A 25,103-nucleotide genomic window follows, 5' to 3' on the forward strand; every position below is an offset into this window, starting at 1 on the left:
CATCGCGGCCTTTCACCAGAAGAGCGCCAGGCGATGGGTATCAGCGACGGGCTCGTCCGGCTCTCGGTCGGTATCGAGGATCCCGAGGACATCATCGCCGATCTGGAACAGGCACTGGCAACCCTCGCCTGAATCGTGCGATCTAGCGACCGCGGCCGTAGCGACAGACCCTCGGCTAGCCCGCCACTATAAGCCGGCGCGCTCCTCGGCGGTGGACCAGTTCGCTCGGCCATCGCTCAGGCTTGACGGGTGCTGCTCAGCGCAGTACACACCCACTGTCGACACGGGATGGCCGGGAACAGGAGCATGAGCGATGCAGGAATCCGACAAAGTCGCAGCGATCCGCGCAGTCATGCCAGCGGTCTGCGAGTACGCCTATCTCAATACCGGAACCTTCGGCCCTTTACCCTCTCTGGTCCAGGAAGCGATGCAGCGAGAAGCGGAGCGGGAACTCCTGCATGGCCGCATCACGAGCGAGAGCTACGAGCGGACCGCTGACCTCAAGCGTCAGGCCCGCGAGGAAGTCGCTCGCTTGCTCGGTTGTCGCCCGGACCAGATCGCGCTCACGCGGCACACCACGGACGGGATCAATCTCGCCGTCATGGGACTCGATTGGCAACCAGGTGACGAGATCGTGACCACCGACATGGAGCATCCCGGCGCCCAGGGGCCGATCTTCAATGTCGCCCGGCGCTATGGTGTGGTGGTACGGACGGCCAGGCTCGGCACGGGAGCAGGCGACGTCGTGGGTGCGCTCGCTCGCCTGATCGGCCGGCGAACGCGCATGGTCGTGCTCTCTCATCTCACGTGGAATACCGGCGCTATCCTGCCCATCGCCGAGATCGCGACACTCGCGCACCAGCACGGTGCACTCGTCGTGGTCGATGGCGCCCAGTCAGCCGGCTCCATCCCGACCGACGTCGCCGCACTCGGAGCGGATGTCTATGCCATCCCGGGCCAGAAGTGGCTCTGTGGACCGGAGGGTACCGGCGCCGTCTACTTCTCCGACGAGGCGCTCGATCGCCTGCAGCTGACGATCGTCGGCTACGCCTCGCTCGCCCCCAACGGATTGGAGCCGATCGGCGGCTACTTCCTTCCCAAACCCACCGCTGAGCGCTTCGAAGTCGGAGGCGTGCATGTTCCCGCGATCGCTGGCCAGGTCGCTGCTCTCCGCTGGCTTCGCGAAGACATCGGGTACCGCTGGATCTTTCAACGCGTCGCTGCCCTCGGCCGAAGAGCGGCCGAGCGACTGGCCAGTCTCGAGGGAGTCGACGTTCTCACCCCGCCTGACCGCATGGCTGGACTCGTGAGCTTCACGGTGCGCGACGGTGATCCGCAGGCGCTCGTCGCTGCATTGGCCCAACGTAACGTCATCGTCCGATGGATCACGCATCCCTACTGCCTGCGCGTTTCGACCGGTTTCTACAACACCGAAGACGACATCGAGCGGCTCGTCGACGTACTCGAAGACGCGCGGCGAGCCATCGCCGCCTCGCGGAGCACAGTGTGATGAGCGAACGGACCCCACCGACCTGGCCAGCTGGACACCGCGCGGCACTCGTCGTCTCCATCGATGTGGATGGCGAGTACGGCGTCATCGCCCAACATGGCGAGTCCGATGGGTACTGGCGAGCCCAGGCACGGTACGATCTCGATGCTGGCCTGATCCGTCTCCTCGAACTCCTCGCCGATTACGATATCCGCGCCACGTTCTGCTGGGTCGGGCGCGTCGCAGAGGAACGACCCGACGCTCTCCGAACGGTCATCGCAGCCGGGCACGAGATCGCGACCCACGGTTGGGATCACCAGATCTACACGCGAATGACGAGGGAAGAGCAGCGCGAAGATCTGATCCGCACGCGCGAATACCTCGCTGCGCTCACCGGCACCGTCCCGGTCGGTCACAAATCCCCTTTCTGGCAGTCGACCCCGGATACTGTCCCGCTCCTCCAAGAACTCGGCTTTCAGTGGAACATGGACTTGGCACTCGGTGACTTGCCGGTGGCGCAGCGTCCGGATCCGACCCGCGAACCGATCATTCAGCTTCCACCGTCTCGCTGGTGGGACGATTACACCTTCTTCATCGAGCAAGCGTTGCCGCCGCGCCTCGTGGCCGAGTTCTGGGAAGAGGACTTCGCGGTCGTGCGCGCCGAGGGCAAGCTCATGTGCCTCACGTTGCATCCGTGGATCGCTGGTCGTCCAGGCCCCTCGCGGGCACTGGCACGCTTCCTGGATTTCGTCGTGACACTCGGTGACGTGTGGATCGCCCGCGCCGATCATGTCGCACTCTGGTGGCGCGAGCGAGAGCGCGACCTCGACCAGTTCGCCACGTCATCGACCGAGTCGTGAGGACACGATCCGCTATGGCGTCGCTGTGTCGCAGGGTAATCGTGATGCATCATGCGAAACGCCTGGAGCGATCTCGGCGACTCTCTCGGCTGACCTGGTCTGCGTACAGGGACGTGACTCCTCGCGATTCGATACAGTTCTGGGAGCGCGGTGACTAGCCAGAACTTGGCTCCGTTTCCCAAGCTCGTCGGCATCTGACGGGAGGATGGAGAGAGCCGATGCACGCCGATATCGTGCTCGTGAACGGTACCGTGCTGACTGCTTCGCCGCACAGGCCTGTCGCGGACGCGATCGCGCTGCGTGGCGAGTGGATCCTCGCCATCGGCGCAGAACGAGACGTCCGCGCGCACGTCGGGCCAGTGACCGACATCATCGATCTGCAGGGCCGGACCGCGACGCCCGGCTTCAACGACGCTCATTGTCACCCGATCGCGCTCGGAATGAGCCTCCGCGAGGTCGATGCCCGCACACCGCCCAACCGTACGATCGAGGAGATCGTGCAACGCATCGCTCAGCGCGCGGCCAGTCAAGAGCCGGGAACCTGGATCGTCGCACGCGGTTACGATCAGGCCCACCTCGCGGAGGGACGGCACCCGACCCGCGACGACCTCGATCGGGCGACCCAGCGCCACCCCGTCCTGCTCATCCGTGCCTGCGGCCACATCGGCGTCGCCAACAGCCTCGCCCTCGCCCTGGCTGGGATCGGTCGGGAGATTCCGGATCCTCCAGGAGGAACGATCGATCGTGGGCCGGACGGTGAGCCGACCGGAGTCGTTCGCGAAGCAGCGCTCCAGCTCGTCCGCACCTGTCTTCCGCAGCCGCGGGTCGAGGATCTCGCCGAGGCTATCCGGTTGGCCGGCGAAACGTTCCTCCGCTTCGGTGTGACCAGCGTGCAAGAGGCGGGTATCCGTCGCGCTGAGGAGTTCCTCGCCTACCAATCGCTCGCCCAGCGCGATGCCCTTCCCGTCCGGACATCGCTGATGATCCTCCTCGACGATCTCCTGGAACCATGCCGGGAGCTCGGTCTGCGCACGGGGTTCGGAGACGCATGGTTGCGCATCGGGCCAGCCAAGATTTTCCTCGACGGGAGTATCGGTGGACGGACTGCACGGATGTCGCAACCCTACTTGGATCGCGACACGCTCGGGCTCTGGATGGACGAGCCAGAGACGATGAAGCGAAAGATCGTCGAGGCCCACTGTGCCGGCTTTCAGTGCTGTGCTCACGCCATCGGGGACGCTGCTATCGAGCTCCTGCTCGATGCCTTCGAAGAGGCGCTGCGCCGGCAGCCACGCCCTGATCACCGTCACCGAATCGAGCACTGCAGCATCCTGCGTCCGGATCTCCTCGATCGCCTCGCCCGGCTCGGGGCCGTGCCGATTCCCGGAACGACCTTCCTGCACGATTTCCAAGAGGTCTACCTGAGCGGCCTCGGGCACGAGCGGCTGCGTTACGCCTATGCGCTCCGCACGTTTCTGGACCACGGTATCGTGGCGGCAGCGAGCAGCGATACGCCTGTCTGCTCGCCCAATGCCATGCTCGGCATCCAAACGATGGTCACGCGACGCAATGCGGCTGGGAACGTCCTCTGGCCCGAGGAATGCATCACGCTGGAAGAGGCTATCCGCGTGTACACGCTGAACGGCGCCTATGCCTCGTTCGAGGAACGGCTCAAGGGGACACTCGAGCCCGGAAAGCTCGCCGATGTCGTGGTGCTCGAGACCGATCTTCGTTCGGTACCGCCGGAGGAACTCGGTCGCGTCCGCGTCGATTACACCATCGTCGGCGGACGGATCGTCTATGCTCGTCCTGGTGCCGCATGACGGACGGAAAGGGAGCGTGCACCCATGGTGTGTGACCTGATCCTCCACAATGCCAACATTCTGACGCTCGACCCAGCCCGGCCCCGTGCTCAGGCAGTCGCGATTTTCCGCGATCGCATCCTGGCTACCGGCAACGATTCGGAACTGCTCGGCTACCGTGGCGCTCACACCACAGTCATCGACCTCGCGGGTGCCACCGTCTTGCCTGGTTTCGACGACGCGCACTGTCATCCGCTCGGTCTGGGGCTGTCTCTCGAGTGGGTCGATGTCTCGCCGGTCGCCACCCCGACGCTGGAACGGCTCCTCGACGAACTCCGCAAGGCTGCGCAGGAACTGCCGCCCGACCGCTGGCTGCTCGCCCGAGGGTACGACGACTCGCGACTGGACGTCCAGCGGCATCCCACCCGCTGGGAACTCGATCGCGTCACTGGTGACCGGCCGACCATCGTCATCCGCACCTGTGGCCACATGCTGGTCGCCAACAGCGCGGCACTCGCCCGTGCCGGTATCACGCGGGAGACACCAGATCCGGAAGGCGGCCGGATCGTGCGCGACGAGACTGGTGAGCCGACCGGTCTCCTCCAAGAGCGGGCCCAAGAACTCGTCCGGCATCTCGTGCCCGAGCCGACTGTCGACGATCTGGAGCGGGCACTTCGTCGTGCCGGTGAACGCTTTCTCTCGCTCGGAATCACCAGCGTCACCGAAGCCGGGATCAGTCGACCAGAGGAGCTCCAGGCCTACCAGAACCTGCACCAGCGCGGCGAATTGCCCGTTCGAGCACGCGTCATGCTGCTCATCGACCACCTCTTGGAGCCAGCGGAGCGCCTCGGACTCCGCAACCGGTTCGGCGACGCCTGGTTGCGCATCGGTCCCTTCAAACTCTTCCAGGACGGAGCCGGTGGTGCCCGGACGGCAGCCATGAGCATCGCCTACCCTGATGAACCGGACAATTACGGGCTCGCGTACTACACACAGGACCAACTCGACGAGGCCTTCCGACGAGTAGCCCGGCTCGGCGCGCAGGCAGCAGCGCACGCCATCGGTGATCGAGCGATCGAGATGATCCTCACCGCTTACGAGCGCGCTCTCCAGGCTCATCCGATCCATGATCACCGCTGGCGGATCGAGCACTGTGGCATGCTCCGCCCTGACCTTTTGGAGCGCATGGCCCGTCTCGGTGTCGTCGCCGTGCCCCAACCGGCATTCGGTTACTACCTCGGTGATGCCTATCGGCGGAATTTCAGCGAGGAGTGGCTCGCTCTGGCCTACCCGACGCGTGCCTGGCTCGAACGGGGTATCGCCGTCGCTTTCAGCTCCGATGCGCCGGTGATCCCGCCCGATCCTTGGATCGGTATCCGAGCAGCCGTGCTGCGCCAGACACTGACCGGACAACCGTTCGGCCCCGAGCAGCGGGTCACCGTCATGGAAGCCATTCGCCTCTACACCGCTGGCGGCGCGTATGCCAGCTTCGAGGAGCACCAGCGGGGTCAGATCGCACCAGGCTTCCTAGCCGATCTCGTCGTCGTCGATCGCGATCCGCTGGCCATCGATCCGGAGGAGCTCCCGAGCCTCCGCACCCTCCTGACAATCGTGGACGGCCGGATCGCCTGGAAGGCGGAGAACGCAGTATTCTAGGAAGTGACGGACCAGACCGGGACGAAGGGAGGGACAGCCACGATGGCGGTGACCGTACGATACCTCGGGCACGCTGCATTTACCGTCGAAGCCGAGGGCAAGCAGGTCGTCATCGATCCATTCCTCACCGGCAATCCGCGCGCTGCGGCCAAACCCGATGAACTCCATCCGGTCGCCATCCTGCTCACGCATGCTCATGCCGATCACGTCGGCGATGCGCTCGCGCTCTCCAAGCGAACCAAGGCGCCCGTGATCGCCACCTTCGAACTGGCCAGCTTTCTCCAGCAGCAGGGTGCGGAGGCGATTCCCGCCAACCACGGTGGAACGGTCCGTTTCGACGGTGGGACGGTCAAGCTCGTTCCGGCGTGGCACACGTCGAGTTACGGCGAGCAGTTCCTGGCTCCCGGGGTACCGGCTGGCTTGGTCGTGCGCATGGGTGGCAAGACGCTCTACTTCGCCGGCGACACCTGCCTCTTCGGCGACATGGCCCTGATCGGCGAAGAGGGACTCGATCTGGCCGCTTTGCCGATCGGCGATCATTTCACGATGGGACCAACCGATGCAGTCAAGGCAGTCAAACTGCTCGCTCCCAAAGTCGTCGTGCCCTGTCACTACAACACCTTCCCATTGATCGAGCAGGATCCGCACGCGTTCGCCAAAGCGGTCGAGGAGCAGACCAGCGCACGCTGCGTCGTGTTGCAACCCGGCGAGCAGCTCGTCCTCGAGTGAGAGGATCGCCGCGTGTGGACAGGCGACAACGCGCCCAGGCCTGGGCGCGAGCGATCTGTGCCAGCTCCGGAGTCCTGATCCTGGATACCGAGACGACTGGCACCGGAAGCCAGGACCAGGTCATCGAACTCGCCGTCTTGGACACGCGCGGGAACGTTCTCCTGGAGACATTGGTCAAGCCGAGCTGCCCCATCGATCCGGCCGCACTGCGGGTGCACGGGCTGAGTGCGGCGCATCTCGCCCGTGCACCTGAGTGGCCGGTCGTGTACCGGGAACTCCGCGCGATCTTCGACATTGCGAGGCTGATCGTGACGTACAACGCACCGTTCGATCGCCGCTTGATCGAACAAACCTGCCGATGCTATCGCCTCCGCTTGCCGGAACTCTCGTGGGACTGCGCCATGCGCCGCTTCGCTGAGTACGCTGGTCCCCCGCCGACCGAATCCTGGCGCGCCTACCATCGCTTGAGCGAGGCGCTCGCACGCCTCGGCATCCCTCATCCCGGAGCGCATCGAGCAGCCGCCGACGCCGAGGCCTGCCGCCGTCTCGTCCGGGCGATGGCGGCTGGCCAGCCGCTCCGCTTCTGAGCGCCCGCACCGCGTACCATTGGGAAGCGGGGGTCATGTGGTGGGAGACGAGCAACCGCCACGATGGACGAGAAACAGCGTGACGACACCGAAACCGCGACGACGCGCGAGCAGTTGACCGTCGAGATGACGCGCACCACCTTCCAGCGCCGTGTCGTGACTCGCGCTAGTCCTGACGCGGTCCTGGAACGCGCTATCGCCTACTTCACGGCACGCGGCTATCGCGCGGGACGGACCGGTCGCCCCAATCAGGTGTACGTCATCGGCAAACGCGAGGGCCCGCTTCCCCGGGTGACGGCTGAGATCCTGGTCCAGCCCAACGTCGGCCGCGCTGGGGCAACGCTCGTGACGGTGTCCGGCTTCGGTCCGCAGCTCCGCGAGCACCTCGCAGCTTTCGTCGAGGAACTCCGCCGCGAACGACGCTCCACGAGCTAGCTGTGCGATACCTCAGCTGATGGCAGTTCTCCAGTCACGATGCCGAAGCGCTCGTTTTCCCGTTCGACCACCTCGAGACCGGCCTCGCGACGCAGCTGGTCGCGCAAGTATTTGGTGACCGCCGCCTTGAGCGTTCCCAGAGCCAGCGTCGCGCATCGGGGCCGTAGCTTGACTGCTTCCGCACCGACGAGCTCTTCCATCAAGTGGTAGTCGGCTTCCAGGACCTGCTCGAGCGTCCATCGCTCTTCATTCACGAGGTCGAGCAGGATATCCGCCGCTGCTTGACTGATCGTACACCCCTCGCCTTCGAACGAGGCCTCCGCGATCAGGTGCCCCTGCTCGTCGACCTTGAGATAGATGGTGACGATATCGCCGCAGCCTGGATTGCCCCCTGGCATCACCACATCGGCATCCGGCAGGGCATGGCGGTGACGTGGCCGACGATAGTGCTCGACGATCTGCTCCATCAGTTCCTGTTTGTCCATCTCGACCCCTTCGACGGTTGACGAATCCCGACTGACGCGGTAAGGTATAGCACAGGTGAGAACGAGAATCATTCTCACTTAGGAGTGAGTCGCTGATCATGATTCCGGCCAGTTTTCGGATGACACCGCAGCGGATGGCGATCTTGGCCGAAGTGCAGAATGCGGAACGGCACCTCACCGCGGCCGAGATCTACGAGCGGGTACGGCGTAAGTACCCGACCATCGCCTATGGGACGGTGTACCGGACGCTGCACCTTTTGGCCAAGCACGGCTTGATTCAAGAATTTCCGTTCGGGGACAATGCCAGCCGGTTCGATCGCCGGACCGACCGTCATGACCACGTGCACTGTGTGGTGTGTGGCGAACTCGTCGACGTCGAGGTGCCGACCGCATTGCTCGCTCGCCAGGTAGCCGCCGAAAAGACCGGGTTCGAGATTCTCGACCACCAAACAGTCTTTACCGGGATCTGTCCATCCTGTCAGGAGAAGCGCGATCGCGCCGTGCAGGAAGCACGAACCAGCCGGCGCTGATCTCTGTCTCGAACTGAGGAAGGGGGACGATGCGGATCGAGTTTCGAAACGATGTGGTATAGTAAGTCTGAAGGGCGACGGAAGGAAGGAGGGTCACGACAGCATGACTGAGCACACACCGCTTTTCGTGATCGAAAACCTGCGCGCGGGCATCGAGGGGAAGGAGATCCTGCGCGGGGTGAACCTGGTGATCGAGCGGGGCGAGATTCACGCCTTGATGGGACCCAACGGTTCCGGCAAGAGTACCCTGGCGTACGTGATCGCTGGACACCCAAACTACGAAGTCTACGAGGGGCGCATCCTGTACAAGGGCGAAAACGTGCTCGAGCTCCCACCCGACGAGCGGGCACGGATGGGCATGTTCCTGGCCTTCCAGTATCCGACCGCTATCCCTGGTGTGACCATGGCCAACTTCCTGCGGCTGGCAGTCAACTCTGTGCGCAAGGCGCGTTTCGGTGAGGACAAGGCTCTCAGCCCTCGGGAGTTCCGTCGATTGCTCCGGGAAAAGCTCGAGATGCTCCGCATGGACGAGAGCTTCGCCTCGCGCTACCTCAACGAGGGATTCTCGGGTGGCGAGAAGAAGCGAGCCGAAATCTTGCAGATGGCGATGCTCGAGCCGGAGTTCGCCGTGCTGGACGAGACCGACTCGGGTCTCGACATCGACGCACTGCGGACGGTCTCCGACGGTGTAAACCGTCTCTTCAACCCGAATATGGCCCTCTTGGTCATCACGCACTATCAGCGCATCTTGAACTACATCCGCCCACACTACGTGCACGTCATGCTGGACGGCAAGATCGCTGTCTCCGGTGGACCGGAACTGGCTGAGGAACTCGAAGAGAAGGGGTACGACTGGGTCAAGGAGCAGTTCGCGGAAGCAGCCTCCTGACCGAGCTGTAGCGAAGGAGGAACGTGCCATGACGACACCAGAAGTGGAACTCAAGCGATTGGGAAGCGAGTACGCTGAGAAATACGGGTTCCGTGACCCCGAGCAGTATGTCTTCAAAGCACGCAAGGGCCTCGATCGGGAAGTGGTCGAGCAGATCTCCTGGATCAAGAATGAGCCGGAGTGGATGCGCGAGTTCCGACTCAAGGCGCTCGAATACTTCCTGCGGCGTCCGATGCCGACCTGGGGCGCGGACCTGTCCGAACTGAACTTCGACGAGATCGTCTATTACATCAAGCCGACCGAGCGACAGGGTTCGAGCTGGGAGGAACTGCCCGAGCACATTCGTCGCACCTTCGATCGCTTGGGGATTCCAGAAGCGGAGCGACAGTTCCTCGCCGGTGTCGGGGCCCAGTACGAGTCGGAGGTCGTCTACCACTCGCTCCGCGAGGAACTCAAGCGGCTCGGCGTGATCTTCTGTGATATGGATACGGCCGTCCGCGAGTATCCGGACCTGGTCAAGCAGTACTTCGGGACCATCGTGCCCCCCAACGATAACAAGTTCGCTGCTCTCAATTCAGCTGTCTGGTCGGGAGGCTCCTTCGTCTATGTCCCGGAAGGAGTGCGGGTCGAAGTACCGCTCCAGGCCTACTTCCGCATCAATGCCGAGAACGTCGGGCAGTTCGAGCGCACGCTGATCATCGTGGAGCCTGGCGCCTACGTCCACTACGTGGAGGGTTGCACCGCGCCGATCTACAGCGCTGCCTCGCTGCACAGCGCGGTCGTCGAGATCATCGTCAAAGAAGGCGCCCGCTGCCGCTACACGACCATCCAGAACTGGTCGAAGAACGTTTACAACCTCGTGACCAAGCGGGCGGCCGCCTATCGTGATGCCACCATGGAGTGGGTGGATGGGAATCTCGGCTCCAAGGTCACCATGAAGTACCCAGCCGTGTGGTTGATGGAGCCGGGTGCCCGCGGTGAAGTGCTCTCGGTCGCCTTCGCTGGTGATGGCCAGCATCAGGATGCTGGTGGCAAGATGGTGCACGTCGCACCGTACACTTCATCCCAGATCATCTCGAAGTCGATCTCCAAGGGGACTGGCCGAGCCAGTTACCGCGGTTTGGTCAAGGTGCATCGCGGTGCCCACCATGTGCGCGCCAACGTGGTGTGTGACGCGCTCCTGCTCGACGAGCAGAGCCGCACGGACACCTACCCGTATATGGAGATCGAAGAGGAGCAGGTGTCGATCGGCCATGAGGCGACGGTGAGCAAGGTGGCTGAGGAACAGCTCTTCTACCTGCAGAGCCGGGGACTCACCGAAGCCGAGGCGATGAGCATGATCGTCAACGGTTTCATCGAGCCGATCACCAAGGAACTGCCGCTGGAGTACGCGGTCGAGTTGAACCGGCTGATCGCGCTCGAGATGGAAGGTTCAGTCGGATGAGACGCAGGCGGTCTGGCCCATCCCAGACCGCCGCACCGTCACCTGAGGGGAGATCATGAGCACGAGGGTCGCAGAACGGACACGAGGCTTCACCCGTGAGGCAGTCGAGGAACTCTCGCACCTCCTCGACGAGCCGACCTGGTTGCGCGAACGGCGTCTCGCCGCCTGGGAGATCTACGAGCGGACGCCGATGCCCAGCCGGACCGACGAGGAATGGCGACGGACCGACATCCGGCGCCTCCCGATCGATCAAGTCGTGCCCTTCGCCGGGATCGGTCAGCGAGTGAGCGGGCCAGACGTGCTCCCATCCGCTCTCTTCGAGATCCTCGGCGATGCTGCCTTGCGATCAGGGCTTCTAGTGCAGGTCGATAGCTCCGTTGTCTGCACCCAGCTCGATCCGCAGCTCGCTGCCGAGGGTGTCGTCTTTACCGATCTCTTGACCGCAGCGCGCGACATGCCGGAACTCCTCCAGCGAGTCTTCATGACCGAAGCAGTGAGGCCGGAGGACAACAAGTTCGCGGCGCTGCACGCTGCCTTTTGGAGCGGCGGAACCTTCCTGTACGTCCCGGAGGGGGTGGAGGTCGCTCTCCCGCTGCGCAGCTTCGTATGGGCGGAAACGCCGGGCTCGGCGATCTTCGCGCACACGCTCCTCGTTGCTGAACCAGGAGCGAGCGTCGTCTTGATCGACACCTGGGCTTCTCCCACCGTGGAGGAACCGTTGATCGCCTCCAATGTCGTCGAGATCATTACCGGCGAGGGTGCACAGGTTCGCTACATCCAGCTGCAGGACTGGGGGCGGAGCGTCTGGAACTTCACGACCCAACGAGCCCTCTTGCGGCAGGACGTAACCGTCAACACGCTGAACGTCAGCCTCGGCTCGCGGCTGAGCAAGGCATTCATCGCCAGCAATCTCGTGGGACCCGGTGCGACTGCCGAAATGCTCGGGCTCTACTTCGCCGACGATGCGCAGCATCTCGATCACCAGACGCGCCAATGGCATGTCGCGCCCTATGCGTCGAGCGACCTCCTGTACAAGGGAGCGCTCAAGGATCGTGCCCGCACTGTCTTTAGCGGCCTGATCGAGGTCTTCCCACAGGCCCAGCGGACCGACGCATACCAAGCGAACCGCAACTTGATCCTTTCCCCGACCGCTCGGGCCGATACGATTCCGAACCTCGAAATCGGTGCCAATGACGTGCGGTGTACGCATGGTGCCACTGTCGGGCAAGTGGAAGAGGAGTATATTTTCTACTTGATGAGCCGAGGCATCAGCCGACCAGAAGCGGTGAAGCTGATCGTCGATGGCTTCTTCGATGAGGTGATCGAGCGGGTGCCCGTCACGGAGGTACAGGAGACCGTGCGGGCAGCCATCGCGCGGAAAATCGGGCTATGACGACATTCACTGGAATGCAGCCACTCGATGTCGAGCGGATCCGAGGGGACTTCCCGATCTTTCAGCGGACAGTCCGCGGGGGCAAACCTCTCGCCTATCTCGATAGTGCGGCAACGTCACAGAAGCCGGCGAGCGTCATCGAGGCGCTCGCTGGCTTCTATCGCACGAGCAACGCGAATATTCACCGCGGCATCTACGAGTTGAGCGAGGAAGCCTCGGTCCTCTATGAGGAAGCGCGCGCCAAAGTCGCGCGCTTCATCGGAGCCGCCCGCAGCCAAGAGGTCGTCTTCGTCCGCAATACGACGGAGGCGATCAACCTGGTGGCCAGAACATGGGGTACCACCGCGCTCCAGCCAGGAGACGTCGTCGTGACGACGATACTCGAGCATCACTCGAATATCGTCCCCTGGCATCAGCTCGCCGCCGAGCGCGGTATCATCGTCCGCTTCGTCGATATCGACGAGAACGGCCGGCTCCGACTCGATCAGCTGGAGGAGCTACTGAACGCATATCCGGTCAAGCTGGTCGCCGTGACGCACGTTTCCAATGCGCTGGGGACCATCAATCCGATCCCAGAGATCGTTCGCCTCGCCCACCGTGCCGGTGCACTCGTGTTGGTCGATGCTGCCCAGAGCGTTCCTCATTTCCCGGTCGATGTCCGCGAGCTCGGAGCCGACTTCCTGGCCTTTTCCGGCCACAAGATGCTCGCGCCATTCGGGATTGGCGTTCTCTGGGCCCGCTACGACTTGCTCACCAGCTTGCCACCATTTCTCGGCGGCGGTGGCATGATCCGCACAGTGACGACCGAGGGTTTTTACCCAGGTGACGTACCAGCCCGCTTCGAAGCTGGAACACCGAGCGTTGCCGACGCGGTGGCTCTGGGAGCCGCGATCGACTATCTGGAGTCGATCGGCATGGCAGCCATCCGGCAACACGAGCGGGCTCTGCTGGCCTACGCGCTCCCCCGTTTGGAGGAAATTCCGGGCATCCGGCTCTATGGGCCGGTCGGTGACGATCGCAGCGGTGTCATCAGCTTCACCATCGGCGACGTCCATCCCCACGACGTCGCCGCCGTGCTCGATCAGCACGGAATCGCAGTCCGTGCTGGTCACCATTGCACGCAACCCTTGATGCGGCGCCTCGGCGTCGTGGCGACGACGCGCGCGAGCTTCTATCTTTACAATGCCGAGGACGACGTGGATCGCCTCATCGAGGCACTCCGCGAAGTACGCCGAGTTTTCGGCGTCGCGGGGTGAATGGCTGACTGGAGGACAGGCCGTGGCCGAACTCTACCGGGAGCATATCCTCGACCATTACCAAAATCCCCGCAACTACGGGACACTGGAACGACCGGACCGCACCTTCGAGGATTCGAACCCGCTATGTGGTGATCGGATCCGTATCGATCTCAAGCTGGAGAACGATCGGATTACCGACATTCGATTTACCGGCCGTGGCTGCGCGATCAGTCAGGCTGCAGCGTCGATCTTGACCGAAATGGTTAAAGGGAAAACGCTCGAGGAGGTCAAACAGCTGGGAGCTCAGGATCTCCTCGAAGAACTCGGTGTCCCCATCAGTCCGGCACGGCGCAAGTGCGCTCTGCTCAGCCTGAAAGTACTCAAAGCAGCCGCCTATGGCCTCGACGAATGGCCGACTTGATCGGCACGACGGGACGCGGCCCGATGCAGAAGCGATCCGACGACCTCGAGCGCCGCTTGTTCGTTGATTCCACAACAGAAGGAGGCGAGATGGCGAAGTTCACCGAAGATGATGTCCGCGAGCGCCTGAAGCAGGTCATCGACCCTGAGCTCGGCGTCGATGTCGTGAATCTCGGATTGATCTATGGCATCGATCTCATCGACCGGGAGGACGGCAAGACGGACGTGCTGATCACCATGACGTTGACCACGTTCGGTTGCCCCCTCGGACCGATCCTGACTGAGGAAGTGAATTACGCACTCCGCGATCTCCCCGAGCTCGGAAACGTGGAGATCAATCTCGTCTGGAGCCCGCCCTGGACGCCGGACATGATGAGCGAAGAAGCGAAAGACGCCTTGGGGATCTGGTGATCAGACGACGTCCCCTGCTTGGCCTCCCGGGCTTTCTGATCATCTGGCTGGTCGTCGGCCTCGCTTGTCGAGGGCCAGCCATCTACCCGACCGTCACCGAGCCATCAGGAACCGCAACCCCATCGCCCACCGAGTCCGCTCCGACGGCCGCAACCACCCCGATCGCATCACCGGTACCGGTGCCCCGACCGACACCCTTCCCGACACCGAACCCGACTCCGCCTCCACCGACCCCACCCATCGGAGCGACGCCACTCGCCACGCCCACTTCGCCACCGCTCTCGATCCCCACCCCCACCTTCGCTCCGGTGCAATCGGTCGCACGCGTCATCACACGGCTCGAGACCACACAGCCGGTCATCGCGCTGACCTTCGACTGCGGAGCCGACCGTGGTTACGCGGAGGAGATTCTCGACGAACTGGCGCGCCACGACATCCGCGCCACTTTCGGAATGACAGGCGCTTGGGCCCGCGCGAATCCCGACCTCGTTGCGCGCATGCTCGGTGAAGGACATCGTCTCATCAATCACTCCGATACGCATCCCTCCTTTACCGGCCGATCGACAGGATCTCCACCATTGCCGGACGACCAGCGCGCAGCCGAAATCCGAGGGGCCGAGCGGGCAGTCGCTGCCGTCTCGGGCAGCGAAATCACCATGCGCCCATACTTCCGGCCACCCTACGGGGATTACGACGAGGCGCTCCTTGCGCTCCTTCCGGAACTCGGCTACAGCGTCCTCCTCATGTGGACAGTCGATTCACTGGGCTGGCGCGGCATTCCGCCCGAAGAACTCGTCACGCGCGTTCTGGCAGCAGCACAACCGGGTGCCATCGTGCTCCTTCATGTCGGTGCACAGTCGACCGATGCCGCTGCACTCCCGCAACTGATCGCGGCACTCCAACAGCAGGAATACCGTTTCGTCACGATCGATGCGCTGGACAACTGAGCCACCGTCACGTGTCAGGAAAAGCTTGACGATGCGCGCGTTTCACCCAGAGCATGGCAAGCGCTTTGGCATACTTCCTCTTGGAGCTGTGCTCGAGCGCAGCTCCACTGTTGGGAACTACCGGAGTGATGGTGCAAGAGCCGTAGGGACGACTCTTGCGGAGTGAGGAGGCTCGAATCATGCATCGAGACGCGATCGAGCGGCTCACGCGACGCGGTTTCCTGCGCCGTGCCGGTGCAGTGGCGATCGCGGTCCCGGCCGCCAGTGCCCTGCTGGCTGCCTGTGGTGGAGGCGGTGGCGGCGGTGGAACCAGCGGTGGCGGCGGTGGCAAGATCACGATCGAGATGGGCGAATACTATTACAAGCCAGCGACGATCACTGTCTCACCGGGCGCCAGCTTTACGGTGACGCTCAAGAACGTCGGAGCGCTGCCACATAACTTGTATGCCGAACAGATCAATCCCATGGAATCGCCGATGGTCGATCCCGGCAAGTCCGTCGACTTCACCTTCACGGCTCCGAGCCAAGCAGGCACGTACGACTTTTGGTGCACGGTTCCCGGGCACAAGGAACTGGGGATGGTCGGTAAGCTCGAGGTGAAGTGACCGCGCCACGAGCCCGATGATTTCAGAGCGACCTGGCTTCCCACGGTCGCTCGTTTTTTTTCGGACAGCACCGAGTCTATGCGCCAGGCACGCTTGAGGAGTGTGGACCCACGATCTACCCGCGCGACCTGCACCTGGGCTGGCACGTATGTTAGGATCTGGCTAGCCACCGACCGGCACGCGTCACTGAGGAGCGGTCGGAACGACGACCGGTCCCGGAACGACATCTCTACCACCTGGCCACAGTTTGGACGACCAGAGGGGAGGACGACTATGGCACACCAGCGAACGGGGCAGTACCGGGATGGTCAGCTGGACGTGCAGCTCCCCGACTACGCGCGCGAGCTCCTCGAGTGCTCGACCTTGATCATCGTCTCCAACCGCGGACCGGTCGAGTTTCACCAGACCAACGACGGCGAGATCATGACGAAACGGGGCACAGGCGGAGTCATTACCGCCATGAGCGCTGCGGCACGCTTCGCCGACGCCATTTGGGTGGCCTGTGCGATGACTCCCACTGATCGCGTCATCGCGGAGGAGATGCGGCAACGGCGGGAAGCGCTCCTCACGATACCGGATCTGCCTGGTTTCCGACTACGCTTCGTCGTACCCGATACCGAAGCGTACCGTGGCTATTACAACCGGATCGCCAATCCCTTGCTTTGGTTCCTGCAGCATTATCTTTGGGATACTCCTCGCGCGCCCGACATCGACCACGAGACCTGGCAAGCCTGGCACGAGGGATACGTTGCCGTCAATCGCCTCTTCGCTGAAGAGGTGGTGGCCGCCGTTGCGGCGGCCCCACGTGAGCCCATCGTGCTCTTGCAGGACTATCACCTTTACCTGGCCCCGACCTTCATCCGCGAGTTGCGTCCTGACTTGCTCCTGCACCACTTCGTCCATATCCCGTGGCCGGACCAGGACTACTGGCGATTGCTCCCACTTCCCATGCGGCGTGCGATCTGCGAGGGCCTGCTGGCCAACGATATCGTCGGATTCCAAACGCCTCGTCATGCTCGGAGCTTCCTCAATACGGTCGATGCGAATCTGCCAGAAGCAGAAGTCGACTATCGGCGGCGCGAAGTGACCTATCGCGGGCATACGACCCGCGTCCGCGTCTATCCGATCTCGATCGACCCCGAACTGGTCCGAGCCGTAGCCGAGAGCGAGGACGCCCGCCGGCATCGTGAACACCTGGAGACGTTCCGCAACGAATACACCATCATCCGGGTCGATCGGGCCGAACCGAGCAAGAACGTGGTGCGCGGCTTTCTCGCATACGACCGCTTGCTCGAAAAGCATCCGGAGTTGATCGGGCGCGTCAACTTCCTCGCTTTCCTCGTCCCGACGCGGATGGAGGTTGCCGAATACATCAACTACCTCGACGAGATCAATGCGGTTGTCGGACGCATCAACGCCAAGTACGCGAACGCTGCGGAGATCGAGGGGATCCACTGGCAGCCGGTCCATCTCTTCGTCGGTGACGACTATGCCCGCGCACTCGCGGCGATGAAGTTCTACGACGTGCTTTTGGTCAATGCGATCTTCGACGGCATGAATCTGGTGGCCAAGGAGGGAGCGCTGCTCAACGAACGCAACGGAGTCCTCATCCTCTCGGAAGGAGCCGGAGCCTACCAGCAACTCGGGCAGTGGGCATTGACCGTCTCGCCGACGGACATCGAGGGTACAGCGGATGCCCTCTGGCAGGGACTGACGATGCCCGCCACAGAACGGGCTTGGCGGGCCGAACAGTTGCGCCGTCACGTTCTCGAGCACGATCTCCGTCGTTGGCTCGTCGATCAGCTGCACGACATCGCCGAACTCCGCTCCGAGCGCGCGCCGCACCGTCTCACCGTCCCCTCATAACCGTGCTGCCTCCCCATACGGGGCTTTGGTACAACTCATCCGGCGCGGGCTGCACCCGTCGCCAGGAGGGACAATGGTGTTCGAGCGCATCGGCCGATTTTCCTTTCGCTACCGCTGGATCATGCTCGCATTCTGGCTTATCGCTGTTCTGGTGGTCCTTCCCACCTTACCCCGCGTGACTGGTCGGCTCGAAGTCGGTGGTTTTTCGAGTCCGCACACGGAAGCTGCTCGGACGCGCGAACTCCTTCGCGAGCGAATTCCCGGCTACAGTCCGAGTTCGCTGCTCGTCCTCTTCTCGCATCCGACGCTGTCTCCTAGCGACCCCGCCTTCGTGGAGCAAGCGCAGCGCGCCCTGAGCGCTGTTCCCTCGATTCCCCACGTGACTGGCATTCGCTGGTTCACCGAAAACCCGAGCCAAATCGCACCGGATGGTTCACTGGCCTACGCGGTGATCGCGTTGGACTTGCAACCGGAAGAAGCGCAGCGAGTCTTGGACGAGATTCAGGCAGCGATTGCCCCGACCGATCTCCGGGTCCAACTGGCGGGGGCTCCAGCCTTCTATGCGGACCTGGAGCGTGTGACCGAGCGCGACCTCCGGCGCGCCGAGCTGATCGCTTTCCCGTTCGCACTGGCTGCTCTGCTCTTCGTCTTCGGTAGCGCTGTCGCTGCTGCAGTTCCCCTCTTCATCGGTGGCGTGACCGTCGCCCTCGTTCTCGGCATCGTCTATGGACTGACGCACCTGACGGAACTCTCGATCTTCACGCTCAACGTTGCCTCCCTGCTCGGCCTGGGCCTCTCGATCGATTACTCCCTGTTTCTCGTCAGTCGCTTCCGGGAAGAACTCGCAACGCACGATCTCGCGGATGCGGTGGCCCGCACGACGGCGACTGCCGGGCGAGCGGTCTTCTTCTCCGGACTGACGGTCCTGATCGGTCTCTCCGGTCTCGGCTTCTTCGAATTCCTCTTCATGCGGTCGGTCGGCATCGCTGGCATGCTCGTGGTGCTGGTTGCCGTGAGTGCCAGCTTGACGCTCTTGCCCGCTGTTCTCGGTATCCTGGGCCACCGGATCGATGCACTTCGGGTCATTCGTCGTGGTACCGAAACGGGTCGCTTCTGGCACTGGATCACCGAGTTCGTCATGCAGCGTCCCTGGCAAGTCGCGCTACCAGTCGTCGCCTTCCTGGTTCTTCTCGGACTTCCCTTCCGCCACGTCGAACTCAGCTCGCCCGATGCGACCATCCTGCCCACTTCGACCCCCTCTCGCCAGGCATTGGAGACCTTTCGCCGCGCGTTCGGCGATGGGGAACTCTCACCGATCGTCATTGCGGTCGAATCCGAGCGACCAGTCAATGATCCTCACACACTGGCTTCTCTCTATGACTTCACTCGCCGGCTCGCGGCGGATCCGCGGGTGACCAAGGTCACCAGCATCGTGACCATCGACCCGCGGATCAGCCTGGCCCAATACCAGCTCCTGTACGCTGATCCGGAGCGGATTCCCGAGCCACTGCTGCAGCGCGTGTACCGGGAGCTTGCTGGTGATCATCTCACTGCGGTTTACGTGTACACCGACGCACTGCCAGCCAGTGATCGCGCGAAGGCTCTCCTGCACGACATCCGCGCGATGGATCCCGGCCCAGGGTTGAAGCTTTGGGTCGATGGCGGCACAGCGGAAATCGTCGATGTCGTCGACCGAATGTACAGTGAGTTTCCCTTAGCTGCGATAACAGTCATTCTGGCAACGTACATCGTGCTCTTCCTGCTTCTGCGCTCGGTCTTCCTCCCGTTCAAGGCGATCATCCTCAACGTCGCGAGTCTCACGGCGAGTTACGGTGCACTCGTTTTCGTGTTCCAGGAGGGACACTTCAGCTCGCTGTTGCGCTTCTCGCCGCTCGGATTTACCGAGGCATCCTTACCGATCGTGATGTTTTGCATCCTCTTCGGCGTTTCCATGGACTATGAAGTGTTCTTGCTGAGCCGGATGCGGGAATCTTGGGACCAGACTCGAGACAACCGCTTAGCCGTCGCCACGGGGCTCGCCCGCAGCGGTCGCATCATCACGGGTGCCGCCCTCATCTTGGTCGTCGTCGCGGCCGCCTTCGTGACCGCCGATGTCGTCTTGATCAAGGCGCTCGGATTGGGTATCGCGCTCGCGATCGCGCTGGATGCCAGTATCGTCCGCACGCTGCTCGTCCCCGCCACGATGCGCCTACTCGGCCAATGGAACTGGTGGGTTCCGCGCCGCCTCGCGCGGACTCTCGACACGGTAAGGATCGGACACTGAATGCGCCGACGAGCATTTCTCGCCACCCTTGCCTTCGGACTGCTGACTTGCCGAAACGCCAATGAGCAGCCAGCGCAGGAGCACACGGCCACTCCGGTAGCCAGCCCGCGACCGGCCAGTCTCTTCCTCACTCCACCGCCAGCACCCGGTCCCGTCGTGTTTCCGCGTGATTTCGGTTCGCACGATGTTTTGACCGAATGGTGGTACTACACTGGTCATCTTCGATCGACAGTCGGTGAGCGTTTCGGTTTCCAGTTCGTCATCTTCCAAGTGCAGCGCTTCGGCTATCCTGTCGTCTACGCCGCGCACGCTGCCTTGACCCTCGTCGATCGACAGGCCTTCTTGTGGGACGAACGGTTGATCGCTGTCCCGCAGCGGCAGGAGAGCTGGCCACTCGTACTCGCCGTGGCAGATTGGACGATAGCCAGCGATGGTGAGACGGATCGGATCTCGGCCCGCAGCAGATCGTTCAGCTTTACTCTGGAACTCCAAAATCAGCGTCCACCGCTCCTGCACGACGAGGATGGCTACTTTTCTTGGGCACCGGAGACCGGTTCCTACTACTATTCGCGTACACGGTTGGCGACCTGGGGCGTCGTTTCTGTCGGTGGTCATGACGTCACCGTTTCGGGCCTCGCGTGGAACGATCACCAGTGGGGCAACTTCCTCCTCGGAGCAGGCGGTTGGGATTGGTTCGCCATTCAACTAGAAGACGGCACCGATCTCATGCTTTGGCAATCGCGTGATGCTGCTCAACGCGTCATTCAGCGGAGCGGCACACTGCTCCGAGCCGATGGAAGTATCCGCTGGCTGCACGACGCCAATATCCGTCTCCACGCGACTGGATCCTGGCAAAGTCCGCACAGCGGTGCGATCTACCCGAGTGGGTGGCGGATCGAACTGCCCCCCGGCATGACGCTCACGGTTACCCCGCTCGTGCTCGATCAGGAGCTGCAAACCCTCCGTTCGACAGGGGTGATCTACTGGGAAGGCGCCGTTTCGGTGATCGCCGAACAGGCTGGTGTGAACACAGCCGGTCAGGGGTACGTAGAGCTGACCGGATATGCCACGCCCTCGGTTTCGTTTCCCCCGCCGTGAGGGATCTGGGCCAGCGAATCACCGGCGACGGCATGACGCAGCGGGATAGCCCGAGTACTCTTGACAGGTCTCGACGAAAACGCTAAAATACGCTGCAACAACCGAGAGGCCGGCGCTCATCTCGAGCGGTGGAGGGAACGGCCCGACGAAACCCGGCAACCAGCGCAGGCCACTGCGCCAGGTGCCAATGCCGGCGGAGCGGAAAAGCTCCGCACGATGAGCGCGGTCCTTGCGACGACGCAAGCCCCTCCACCATGTCGTGGAGGGTTTTCGATTCAGTCCCTCCACGCAAGTCGATGAGATCGTGACGGGAGCGAGTGGAGCACGTTGCTGCCACGACGTGCCTGAGGGAGGGATTCCTGTGACATCCACTCTGCCGGTGACGTACCAGATTGCGCGGATCGCCACACCCGACCAGCCTTTTGTGACCGAGCATGGCGATGTCCTGCCGGTCGTGGAGATCGCTTACGAGACATGGGGAACACTGAGCCCTACCGGTGACAATGTCGTCCTCATCTGCCATGCCCTGACCGGGAGCAGTCATGTCGCGCCGCATGGCCCAGGCGATCAACCAGGCTGGTGGGATCCCATGGTCGGCCCCGGCCGCTTCATCGACACCGACCGGTACTTCGTCATCTGTGCCAACGTGCTCGGGAGCTGTTACGGCTCGACCGGTCCACGTTCGATCGACCCCCGGACCAGCCGTCGCTACAACCTTCGCTTCCCTCTCATTACTGTTCGCGATATCGTGCGTTCCCAAGCGATGCTCCTGGACCACCTCGGGATCGAGCGGGTCTATGCCGTGATCGGTGGCTCGCTCGGCGGCATGCAGGTACTGGAGTGGGCAGCGATGTATCCGGAGCGAGTGGAGCGGATCGTTCCCATTGCTGCTGGCGCCTCTTTTTCCGATCAAGGCATCGCCTACAACGAGGTCCAGCGGCGCGTCATCATGCTCGACCCAGCATGGCAGAACGGGGAGTACGAGGATGGAGAGGGTCCACGCTATGGACTGGCGATCGCCCGCATGCTCGGCATGATCACCTATCAGTCCGACGAGCTCATGTCAGCGCGCTTCCAACGCCGGGCAGGGGCACGCTACACCGAGTGGCCTGAGTTCCTCGGACGCTACGACGTCGAGGGCTATCTCCACTACCAGGGAGACAAGCTCGTGCGCCGCTTCGATGCCAACAGCTACCTGTACCTCACTCGCGCCATGGACTCCCATGACTTGGGTCGTGGCCGTGGTGGCTATCATGCTGGCCTTTCCCGAATCCGCGCTCGAACGCTCGCTATCGGTATCCGCTCGGACATCCTCTTTTGGCCCAACCAGGTGAGGAGCCTCGCCGAAGACTTGCGTGCGCTCGGCGTCGATGCTCGCTATTGGGAACTCGACTCCCCCAACGGGCACGATGCCTTCTTGAAAGACTTCGACCAGATCGGGCCAGTGATCGCTGCCTTCCTCACCGAGCCCTGAAAGCCGTACCCAAACCACCCGCGCTCGCCGTCAGCCGGTGGCGAGGAGACCCGCCCGACGAGCTGGACAGCGCTGTCCGGCTCGTCGGTTTTCTCCTGCCGGTCGCGGCCTCAGGCAGCTGGTTCGAGGGTAGGCAGGAGCGCTGGCCCGAAGCGAACAGCGTCGAGCACGTCAGCGATCACGGCACTCGCGGTCGGTGACGGCCCAGCACCTGGCCCGTAGAGAACGATGGTTCCCACGCGATCCCCGGTCAACTCGATGGCGTTGAGATTCAAACGAACGTGCGCCAGAAGATCGCTCGCTGGGACGAAAACCGGTCGCACGCGCAATCGCCAGATCCCGTCCGCCAATTCCGCCTCGGCGAGCAACTTCATCGCTCCACCGCGGGTACGCGCGTCGAGGATCTGATCCGGCGTCACACTGGTGATGCCGCGCCGCTCCACCACTTCCGGTCGGATATGCCTGCCTGCGGCCAAAGAGGCGAGAATACTCAGCTTGTAGGCAGCATCGTAACCCTCCACATCGGCGGTCGGATCGGGTTCTGCGTACCCGAGTTCTTGCGCTTGTCGCAGCGCCTCCTGATAGGGTACCCCTTCTTCCGCCATCAGAGTCAGGATGAAATTCGTCGTTCCGTTCACGATACCGCGGATGCGATGCAGACGATTCGTGGTCAAGAGCTGCCGCAGGCTGACCATGAGCGGAATCCCTGCGCCGACACTCGCCTCGAACAGCAGGGCCCGCTGGTGTTCCCGTGCTACCGCGACCAGCTCGGCGAAGTGCTTGCTCAAGGCCTCCTTGTTGGCCGTGACGACGTGTTTACCCGCCTCGAGCGCACGTTTCATGTAGGTCGCTGCTGGTTCCTCTCCTCCGAGCACCTCGACCACGACTCGAACCGATGGATCCGCTAAGATCGGCTCGATCGAGGTCGTCGCCGCACGCTCGCCGAGGCCAGCCTGGACAACCCGTTCCCGATGCCGCGCGAGCCCCCACCGCACGTCCAAGAAGAGCCCAGTCCGCTCCGCTATACGCTCACGCTCCTCACGGATCATGCGAAGGACAGCGCTTCCGATCGTACCTACTCCGAGCAGGGCGATCCCGACAGTCTCCATATGACGTTCTCCTCACCCGTGACTTGACCATCCCACGCCCGCTTGGTACAGTGACAGCGGGCGCTGACAGGGTAGGTGAGCCCGCGCCCTCTGCGCAAGCGGACGAACCGGCAGGACGAACGTCGTGCGGACAGCGAAGCGGACGACAACCGGAACGACCGCGACTCGCTGCGCCGGCGTGCGCTCGGGGAGTCCGTAACGCGCGGTCGAACTCGAGCGAACGCCGGCAGGGGTTCAGACCTCTGCCGGTTTTGTTGTGTCGGCACCCTCAGTGAAGGGAGGAACTCGTGTCCGATCGAATCGACGTCGCCATCCTGGCGGCAACCGGTAGCGTCGGCCAGCGCTTCGTCCAACTCCTGGCTGGCCATCCTTGGTTCCGGATCGCCGAACTCGTCGCCAGCGACCGCTCGGCCGGGAAGCGCTACGCGGAAGCCGTGAACTGGCGTATCAGCGCTGCTCCGCCAGAAGAAGTTCGCGACCTCGTGGTGAAGCACATCGAAGAGCCGATCACGAGCCCGATCGTTTTCTCGGCCCTCCCCGGTGGAGTGGCTGGGCCGATCGAGGAGGCATTGGCCGCTGAAGGAAAGAAGGTGTTCACGAACGCGCGCGACCACCGGATGGATCCGGATGTGCCTCTTCTCATCCCCGAGGTGAACCCCGACCATGCCCGCGCGATCGAGCGACAGCGGCAGCTCCGCGGATGGCGCGAGGGGTTCATCGTCGCCAACCCTAACTGCTCGACGATCCATCTCGTCCTCGCGCTCAAGCCGATTCATGATGCCTTTGGGATCGAGCGAGGCATCGTCACCACGCTCCAGGCGTCCTCGGGCGCCGGTTATCCTGGTGTTCCTTCGCTCGATCTCATCGATAACGTGGTCCCGTACATCGGTGGAGAAGAAGAAAAGATCGAGGCTGAATCGCGCAAGATTCTCGGTCGCTGGATCGACGGGAGCTTCGAGGACGCCCCGATCGTGCTCAGTGCGCACTGCAATCGAGTCCCTGTGCGCGACGGACACATGGAGACCGTCAGCCTGGATCTGCAGCGGTCAGCGACCCCGGCGGAAGTGGTCGACGTGCTGCGAGCGTTCCGTGGCCGTCCCCAGGAACTGGAACTCCCCAGTGCTCCCCGCCACCCCGTCATCGTGCTGGACGAGCCCGATCGACCGCAGCCGGTTCTCGACCGAGACGCAGAGCGTGGGATGGCATCGGTCGTCGGCCGGGTTCGACCATGCTCAGTGTTCGACATTCGGTTCGTCGTTCTCGGCCACAACACGATCCGCGGAGCCGCCGGAGCCTCGGTCTTGAACGCCGAGCTTTTCTACCGCGAGGGGTTGCTCTAGGACGCAACCGAG

24 protein-coding genes and 1 riboswitch are annotated in these 25,103 nt (G+C 63.1%); of the genes, 22 read left to right on the top strand and 2 right to left on the bottom strand.

The window, feature by feature from the left end; all coding sequences use genetic code 11:
- The 8 genes from ACWIVK_RS07980 to ACWIVK_RS08015 form a co-directional block, all read left to right on the top strand.
- Positions 1 to 132, top strand: a 132-nt coding sequence (locus ACWIVK_RS07980) for a PLP-dependent transferase (RefSeq protein ID WP_448576160.1), incomplete at its 5' end; no start/stop codon positions are given.
- Positions 133 to 313: 181 nt separating this feature from the next.
- Positions 314 to 1,510 (top strand): aminotransferase class V-fold PLP-dependent enzyme, encoded by a 1,197-nt coding sequence (locus ACWIVK_RS07985; protein WP_448576118.1) that lies wholly within the window; start codon positions 314 to 316, stop codon positions 1,508 to 1,510.
- On the top strand, positions 1,510 to 2,349 hold the full coding sequence (locus ACWIVK_RS07990; protein WP_448576119.1) for a polysaccharide deacetylase family protein: 840 nt from the start codon (positions 1,510 to 1,512) through the stop codon (positions 2,347 to 2,349). Before ACWIVK_RS07985 ends, ACWIVK_RS07990 begins: the two co-directional genes overlap by 1 nt.
- A gap of 218 nt (positions 2,350 to 2,567) precedes the next feature.
- Complete coding sequence (locus tag ACWIVK_RS07995; protein WP_448576120.1) at positions 2,568 to 4,172, top strand: amidohydrolase; 1,605 nt, start codon at positions 2,568 to 2,570, stop codon at positions 4,170 to 4,172.
- Positions 4,173 to 4,196: 24 nt separating this feature from the next.
- Positions 4,197 to 5,807 carry an amidohydrolase gene (locus tag ACWIVK_RS08000; RefSeq protein WP_448576121.1) on the top strand — a complete coding sequence of 537 codons (1,611 nt, stop codon included), beginning with the start codon at positions 4,197 to 4,199 and terminating at the stop codon, positions 5,805 to 5,807.
- A gap of 42 nt (positions 5,808 to 5,849) precedes the next feature.
- Positions 5,850 to 6,536, top strand: a complete 687-nt coding sequence (locus ACWIVK_RS08005) for a metal-dependent hydrolase (RefSeq protein ID WP_448576122.1) — start codon at positions 5,850 to 5,852, stop codon at positions 6,534 to 6,536.
- A gap of 14 nt (positions 6,537 to 6,550) precedes the next feature.
- The gene (locus ACWIVK_RS08010) at positions 6,551 to 7,123 is read left to right on the top strand and encodes a 3'-5' exonuclease (RefSeq protein WP_448576123.1); all 573 of its coding nucleotides are present in this window, start codon (positions 6,551 to 6,553) and stop codon (positions 7,121 to 7,123) included.
- Between the two features lie 63 nt (positions 7,124 to 7,186).
- Positions 7,187 to 7,558 carry a hypothetical protein gene (locus tag ACWIVK_RS08015; RefSeq protein ID WP_448576124.1) on the top strand — a complete coding sequence of 124 codons (372 nt, stop codon included), beginning with the start codon at positions 7,187 to 7,189 and terminating at the stop codon, positions 7,556 to 7,558.
- Here ACWIVK_RS08015 and ACWIVK_RS08020 read toward each other — a convergent pair.
- Positions 7,555 to 8,043 carry an iron-sulfur cluster assembly scaffold protein gene (locus tag ACWIVK_RS08020; protein WP_448576125.1) on the bottom strand — a complete coding sequence of 163 codons (489 nt, stop codon included), beginning with the start codon at positions 8,041 to 8,043 and terminating at the stop codon, positions 7,555 to 7,557. The two genes, ACWIVK_RS08015 and ACWIVK_RS08020, sit on opposite strands and share 4 nt — an antisense overlap.
- Before the next feature lie 98 nt (positions 8,044 to 8,141).
- Here ACWIVK_RS08020 and ACWIVK_RS08025 point away from each other — a divergent pair, with 98 nt between their 5' ends.
- From ACWIVK_RS08025 to metX, 13 genes are all read left to right on the top strand, one after another.
- Positions 8,142 to 8,573, top strand: a complete 432-nt coding sequence (locus ACWIVK_RS08025; protein ID WP_448576126.1) for a Fur family transcriptional regulator — start codon at positions 8,142 to 8,144, stop codon at positions 8,571 to 8,573.
- 103 nt (positions 8,574 to 8,676) lie between these two features.
- Positions 8,677 to 9,462, top strand: a complete 786-nt coding sequence (gene sufC, locus ACWIVK_RS08030; protein WP_448576127.1) for a Fe-S cluster assembly ATPase SufC — start codon at positions 8,677 to 8,679, stop codon at positions 9,460 to 9,462.
- A gap of 28 nt (positions 9,463 to 9,490) precedes the next feature.
- The gene (gene sufB, locus ACWIVK_RS08035; protein ID WP_448576128.1) at positions 9,491 to 10,906 is read left to right on the top strand and encodes a Fe-S cluster assembly protein SufB; all 1,416 of its coding nucleotides are present in this window, start codon (positions 9,491 to 9,493) and stop codon (positions 10,904 to 10,906) included.
- A 55-nt stretch (positions 10,907 to 10,961) separates the two neighbouring features.
- Positions 10,962 to 12,299, top strand: a complete 1,338-nt coding sequence (sufD, locus tag ACWIVK_RS08040; RefSeq protein WP_448576129.1) for a Fe-S cluster assembly protein SufD — start codon at positions 10,962 to 10,964, stop codon at positions 12,297 to 12,299.
- Complete coding sequence (locus tag ACWIVK_RS08045; protein WP_448576130.1) at positions 12,296 to 13,555, top strand: aminotransferase class V-fold PLP-dependent enzyme; 1,260 nt, start codon at positions 12,296 to 12,298, stop codon at positions 13,553 to 13,555. Before sufD ends, ACWIVK_RS08045 begins: the two co-directional genes overlap by 4 nt.
- A 22-nt stretch (positions 13,556 to 13,577) precedes the next feature.
- Positions 13,578 to 13,958, top strand: coding sequence for a Fe-S cluster assembly sulfur transfer protein SufU (gene sufU / locus ACWIVK_RS08050; protein WP_448576131.1), 381 nt, complete (start codon positions 13,578 to 13,580; stop codon positions 13,956 to 13,958).
- A gap of 89 nt (positions 13,959 to 14,047) precedes the next feature.
- Positions 14,048 to 14,368 carry a metal-sulfur cluster assembly factor gene (locus ACWIVK_RS08055; RefSeq protein ID WP_448576132.1) on the top strand — a complete coding sequence of 107 codons (321 nt, stop codon included), beginning with the start codon at positions 14,048 to 14,050 and terminating at the stop codon, positions 14,366 to 14,368.
- On the top strand, positions 14,365 to 15,315 hold the full coding sequence (locus ACWIVK_RS08060; RefSeq protein WP_448576133.1) for a polysaccharide deacetylase family protein: 951 nt from the start codon (positions 14,365 to 14,367) through the stop codon (positions 15,313 to 15,315). The genes ACWIVK_RS08055 and ACWIVK_RS08060 overlap by 4 nt, the downstream gene beginning before the upstream one ends.
- Before the next feature lie 179 nt (positions 15,316 to 15,494).
- A complete protein-coding gene (locus ACWIVK_RS08065; RefSeq protein ID WP_448576134.1) occupies positions 15,495 to 15,920 on the top strand; it encodes a plastocyanin/azurin family copper-binding protein in 426 nt (141 codons plus the stop codon).
- 273 nt (positions 15,921 to 16,193) lie between these two features.
- Positions 16,194 to 17,786, top strand: coding sequence for an alpha,alpha-trehalose-phosphate synthase (UDP-forming) (locus ACWIVK_RS08070; protein ID WP_448576135.1), 1,593 nt, complete (start codon positions 16,194 to 16,196; stop codon positions 17,784 to 17,786).
- 73 nt (positions 17,787 to 17,859) lie between these two features.
- Complete coding sequence (locus tag ACWIVK_RS08075) at positions 17,860 to 20,070, top strand: MMPL family transporter (protein WP_448576136.1); 2,211 nt, start codon at positions 17,860 to 17,862, stop codon at positions 20,068 to 20,070.
- Positions 20,071 to 21,168: a lipocalin family protein gene (locus ACWIVK_RS08080; protein WP_448576137.1), complete on the top strand. Its 1,098-nt coding sequence runs from the start codon at positions 20,071 to 20,073 to the stop codon at positions 21,166 to 21,168.
- A 113-nt stretch (positions 21,169 to 21,281) separates the two neighbouring features.
- A riboswitch (SAM riboswitch) is annotated at positions 21,282 to 21,391 on the top strand.
- 138 nt (positions 21,392 to 21,529) lie between these two features.
- A complete protein-coding gene (metX, locus tag ACWIVK_RS08085) occupies positions 21,530 to 22,642 on the top strand; it encodes a homoserine O-acetyltransferase MetX (RefSeq protein ID WP_448576138.1) in 1,113 nt (370 codons plus the stop codon).
- Between the two features lie 110 nt (positions 22,643 to 22,752).
- On the opposite strand, the gene ACWIVK_RS08090 is transcribed toward metX, so the two are convergent.
- Entirely contained in the window at positions 22,753 to 23,751 is a 999-nt protein-coding gene (locus tag ACWIVK_RS08090) for a homoserine dehydrogenase (protein ID WP_448576139.1), read from the bottom strand.
- 287 nt (positions 23,752 to 24,038) lie between these two features.
- Between ACWIVK_RS08090 and asd the strand changes: the two genes are divergently transcribed.
- Positions 24,039 to 25,091 carry an aspartate-semialdehyde dehydrogenase gene (asd, locus tag ACWIVK_RS08095; protein WP_448576140.1) on the top strand — a complete coding sequence of 351 codons (1,053 nt, stop codon included), beginning with the start codon at positions 24,039 to 24,041 and terminating at the stop codon, positions 25,089 to 25,091.
- Positions 25,092 to 25,103: the final 12 nt, after the last annotated feature.

The organism is Thermomicrobium sp. (assembly GCF_053493975.1).

Bases quoted from the DNA above. Each gene is read 5' to 3' on its own strand.
- ACWIVK_RS08090 (WP_448576139.1), bottom strand. From the start codon at position 23,751: ATGGAGACTGTCGGGATCGCCCTGCTCGGAGTAGGTACGATCGGAAGC.
- ACWIVK_RS08055 (WP_448576132.1), top strand. From the start codon at position 14,048: ATGGCGAAGTTCACCGAAGATGATGTCCGCGAGCGCCTGAAGCAGGTC.
- ACWIVK_RS08000 (WP_448576121.1), top strand. From the start codon at position 4,197: ATGGTGTGTGACCTGATCCTCCACAATGCCAACATTCTGACGCTCGAC.
- ACWIVK_RS07990 (WP_448576119.1), top strand. From the start codon at position 1,510: ATGAGCGAACGGACCCCACCGACCTGGCCAGCTGGACACCGCGCGGCA.
- sufD (WP_448576129.1), top strand. From the start codon at position 10,962: ATGAGCACGAGGGTCGCAGAACGGACACGAGGCTTCACCCGTGAGGCA.
- ACWIVK_RS08065 (WP_448576134.1), top strand. From the start codon at position 15,495: ATGCATCGAGACGCGATCGAGCGGCTCACGCGACGCGGTTTCCTGCGC.
- ACWIVK_RS08020 (WP_448576125.1), bottom strand. From the start codon at position 8,043: ATGGACAAACAGGAACTGATGGAGCAGATCGTCGAGCACTATCGTCGG.
- ACWIVK_RS08025 (WP_448576126.1), top strand. From the start codon at position 8,142: ATGATTCCGGCCAGTTTTCGGATGACACCGCAGCGGATGGCGATCTTG.
- ACWIVK_RS07985 (WP_448576118.1), top strand. From the start codon at position 314: ATGCAGGAATCCGACAAAGTCGCAGCGATCCGCGCAGTCATGCCAGCG.
- sufC (WP_448576127.1), top strand. From the start codon at position 8,677: ATGACTGAGCACACACCGCTTTTCGTGATCGAAAACCTGCGCGCGGGC.
- ACWIVK_RS08015 (WP_448576124.1), top strand. From the start codon at position 7,187: ATGGACGAGAAACAGCGTGACGACACCGAAACCGCGACGACGCGCGAG.
- ACWIVK_RS07995 (WP_448576120.1), top strand. From the start codon at position 2,568: ATGCACGCCGATATCGTGCTCGTGAACGGTACCGTGCTGACTGCTTCG.
- ACWIVK_RS08005 (WP_448576122.1), top strand. From the start codon at position 5,850: ATGGCGGTGACCGTACGATACCTCGGGCACGCTGCATTTACCGTCGAA.
- ACWIVK_RS08075 (WP_448576136.1), top strand. From the start codon at position 17,860: ATGGTGTTCGAGCGCATCGGCCGATTTTCCTTTCGCTACCGCTGGATC.
- sufB (WP_448576128.1), top strand. From the start codon at position 9,491: ATGACGACACCAGAAGTGGAACTCAAGCGATTGGGAAGCGAGTACGCT.
- ACWIVK_RS08080 (WP_448576137.1), top strand. From the start codon at position 20,071: ATGCGCCGACGAGCATTTCTCGCCACCCTTGCCTTCGGACTGCTGACT.
- ACWIVK_RS08070 (WP_448576135.1), top strand. From the start codon at position 16,194: ATGGCACACCAGCGAACGGGGCAGTACCGGGATGGTCAGCTGGACGTG.
- ACWIVK_RS08045 (WP_448576130.1), top strand. From the start codon at position 12,296: ATGACGACATTCACTGGAATGCAGCCACTCGATGTCGAGCGGATCCGA.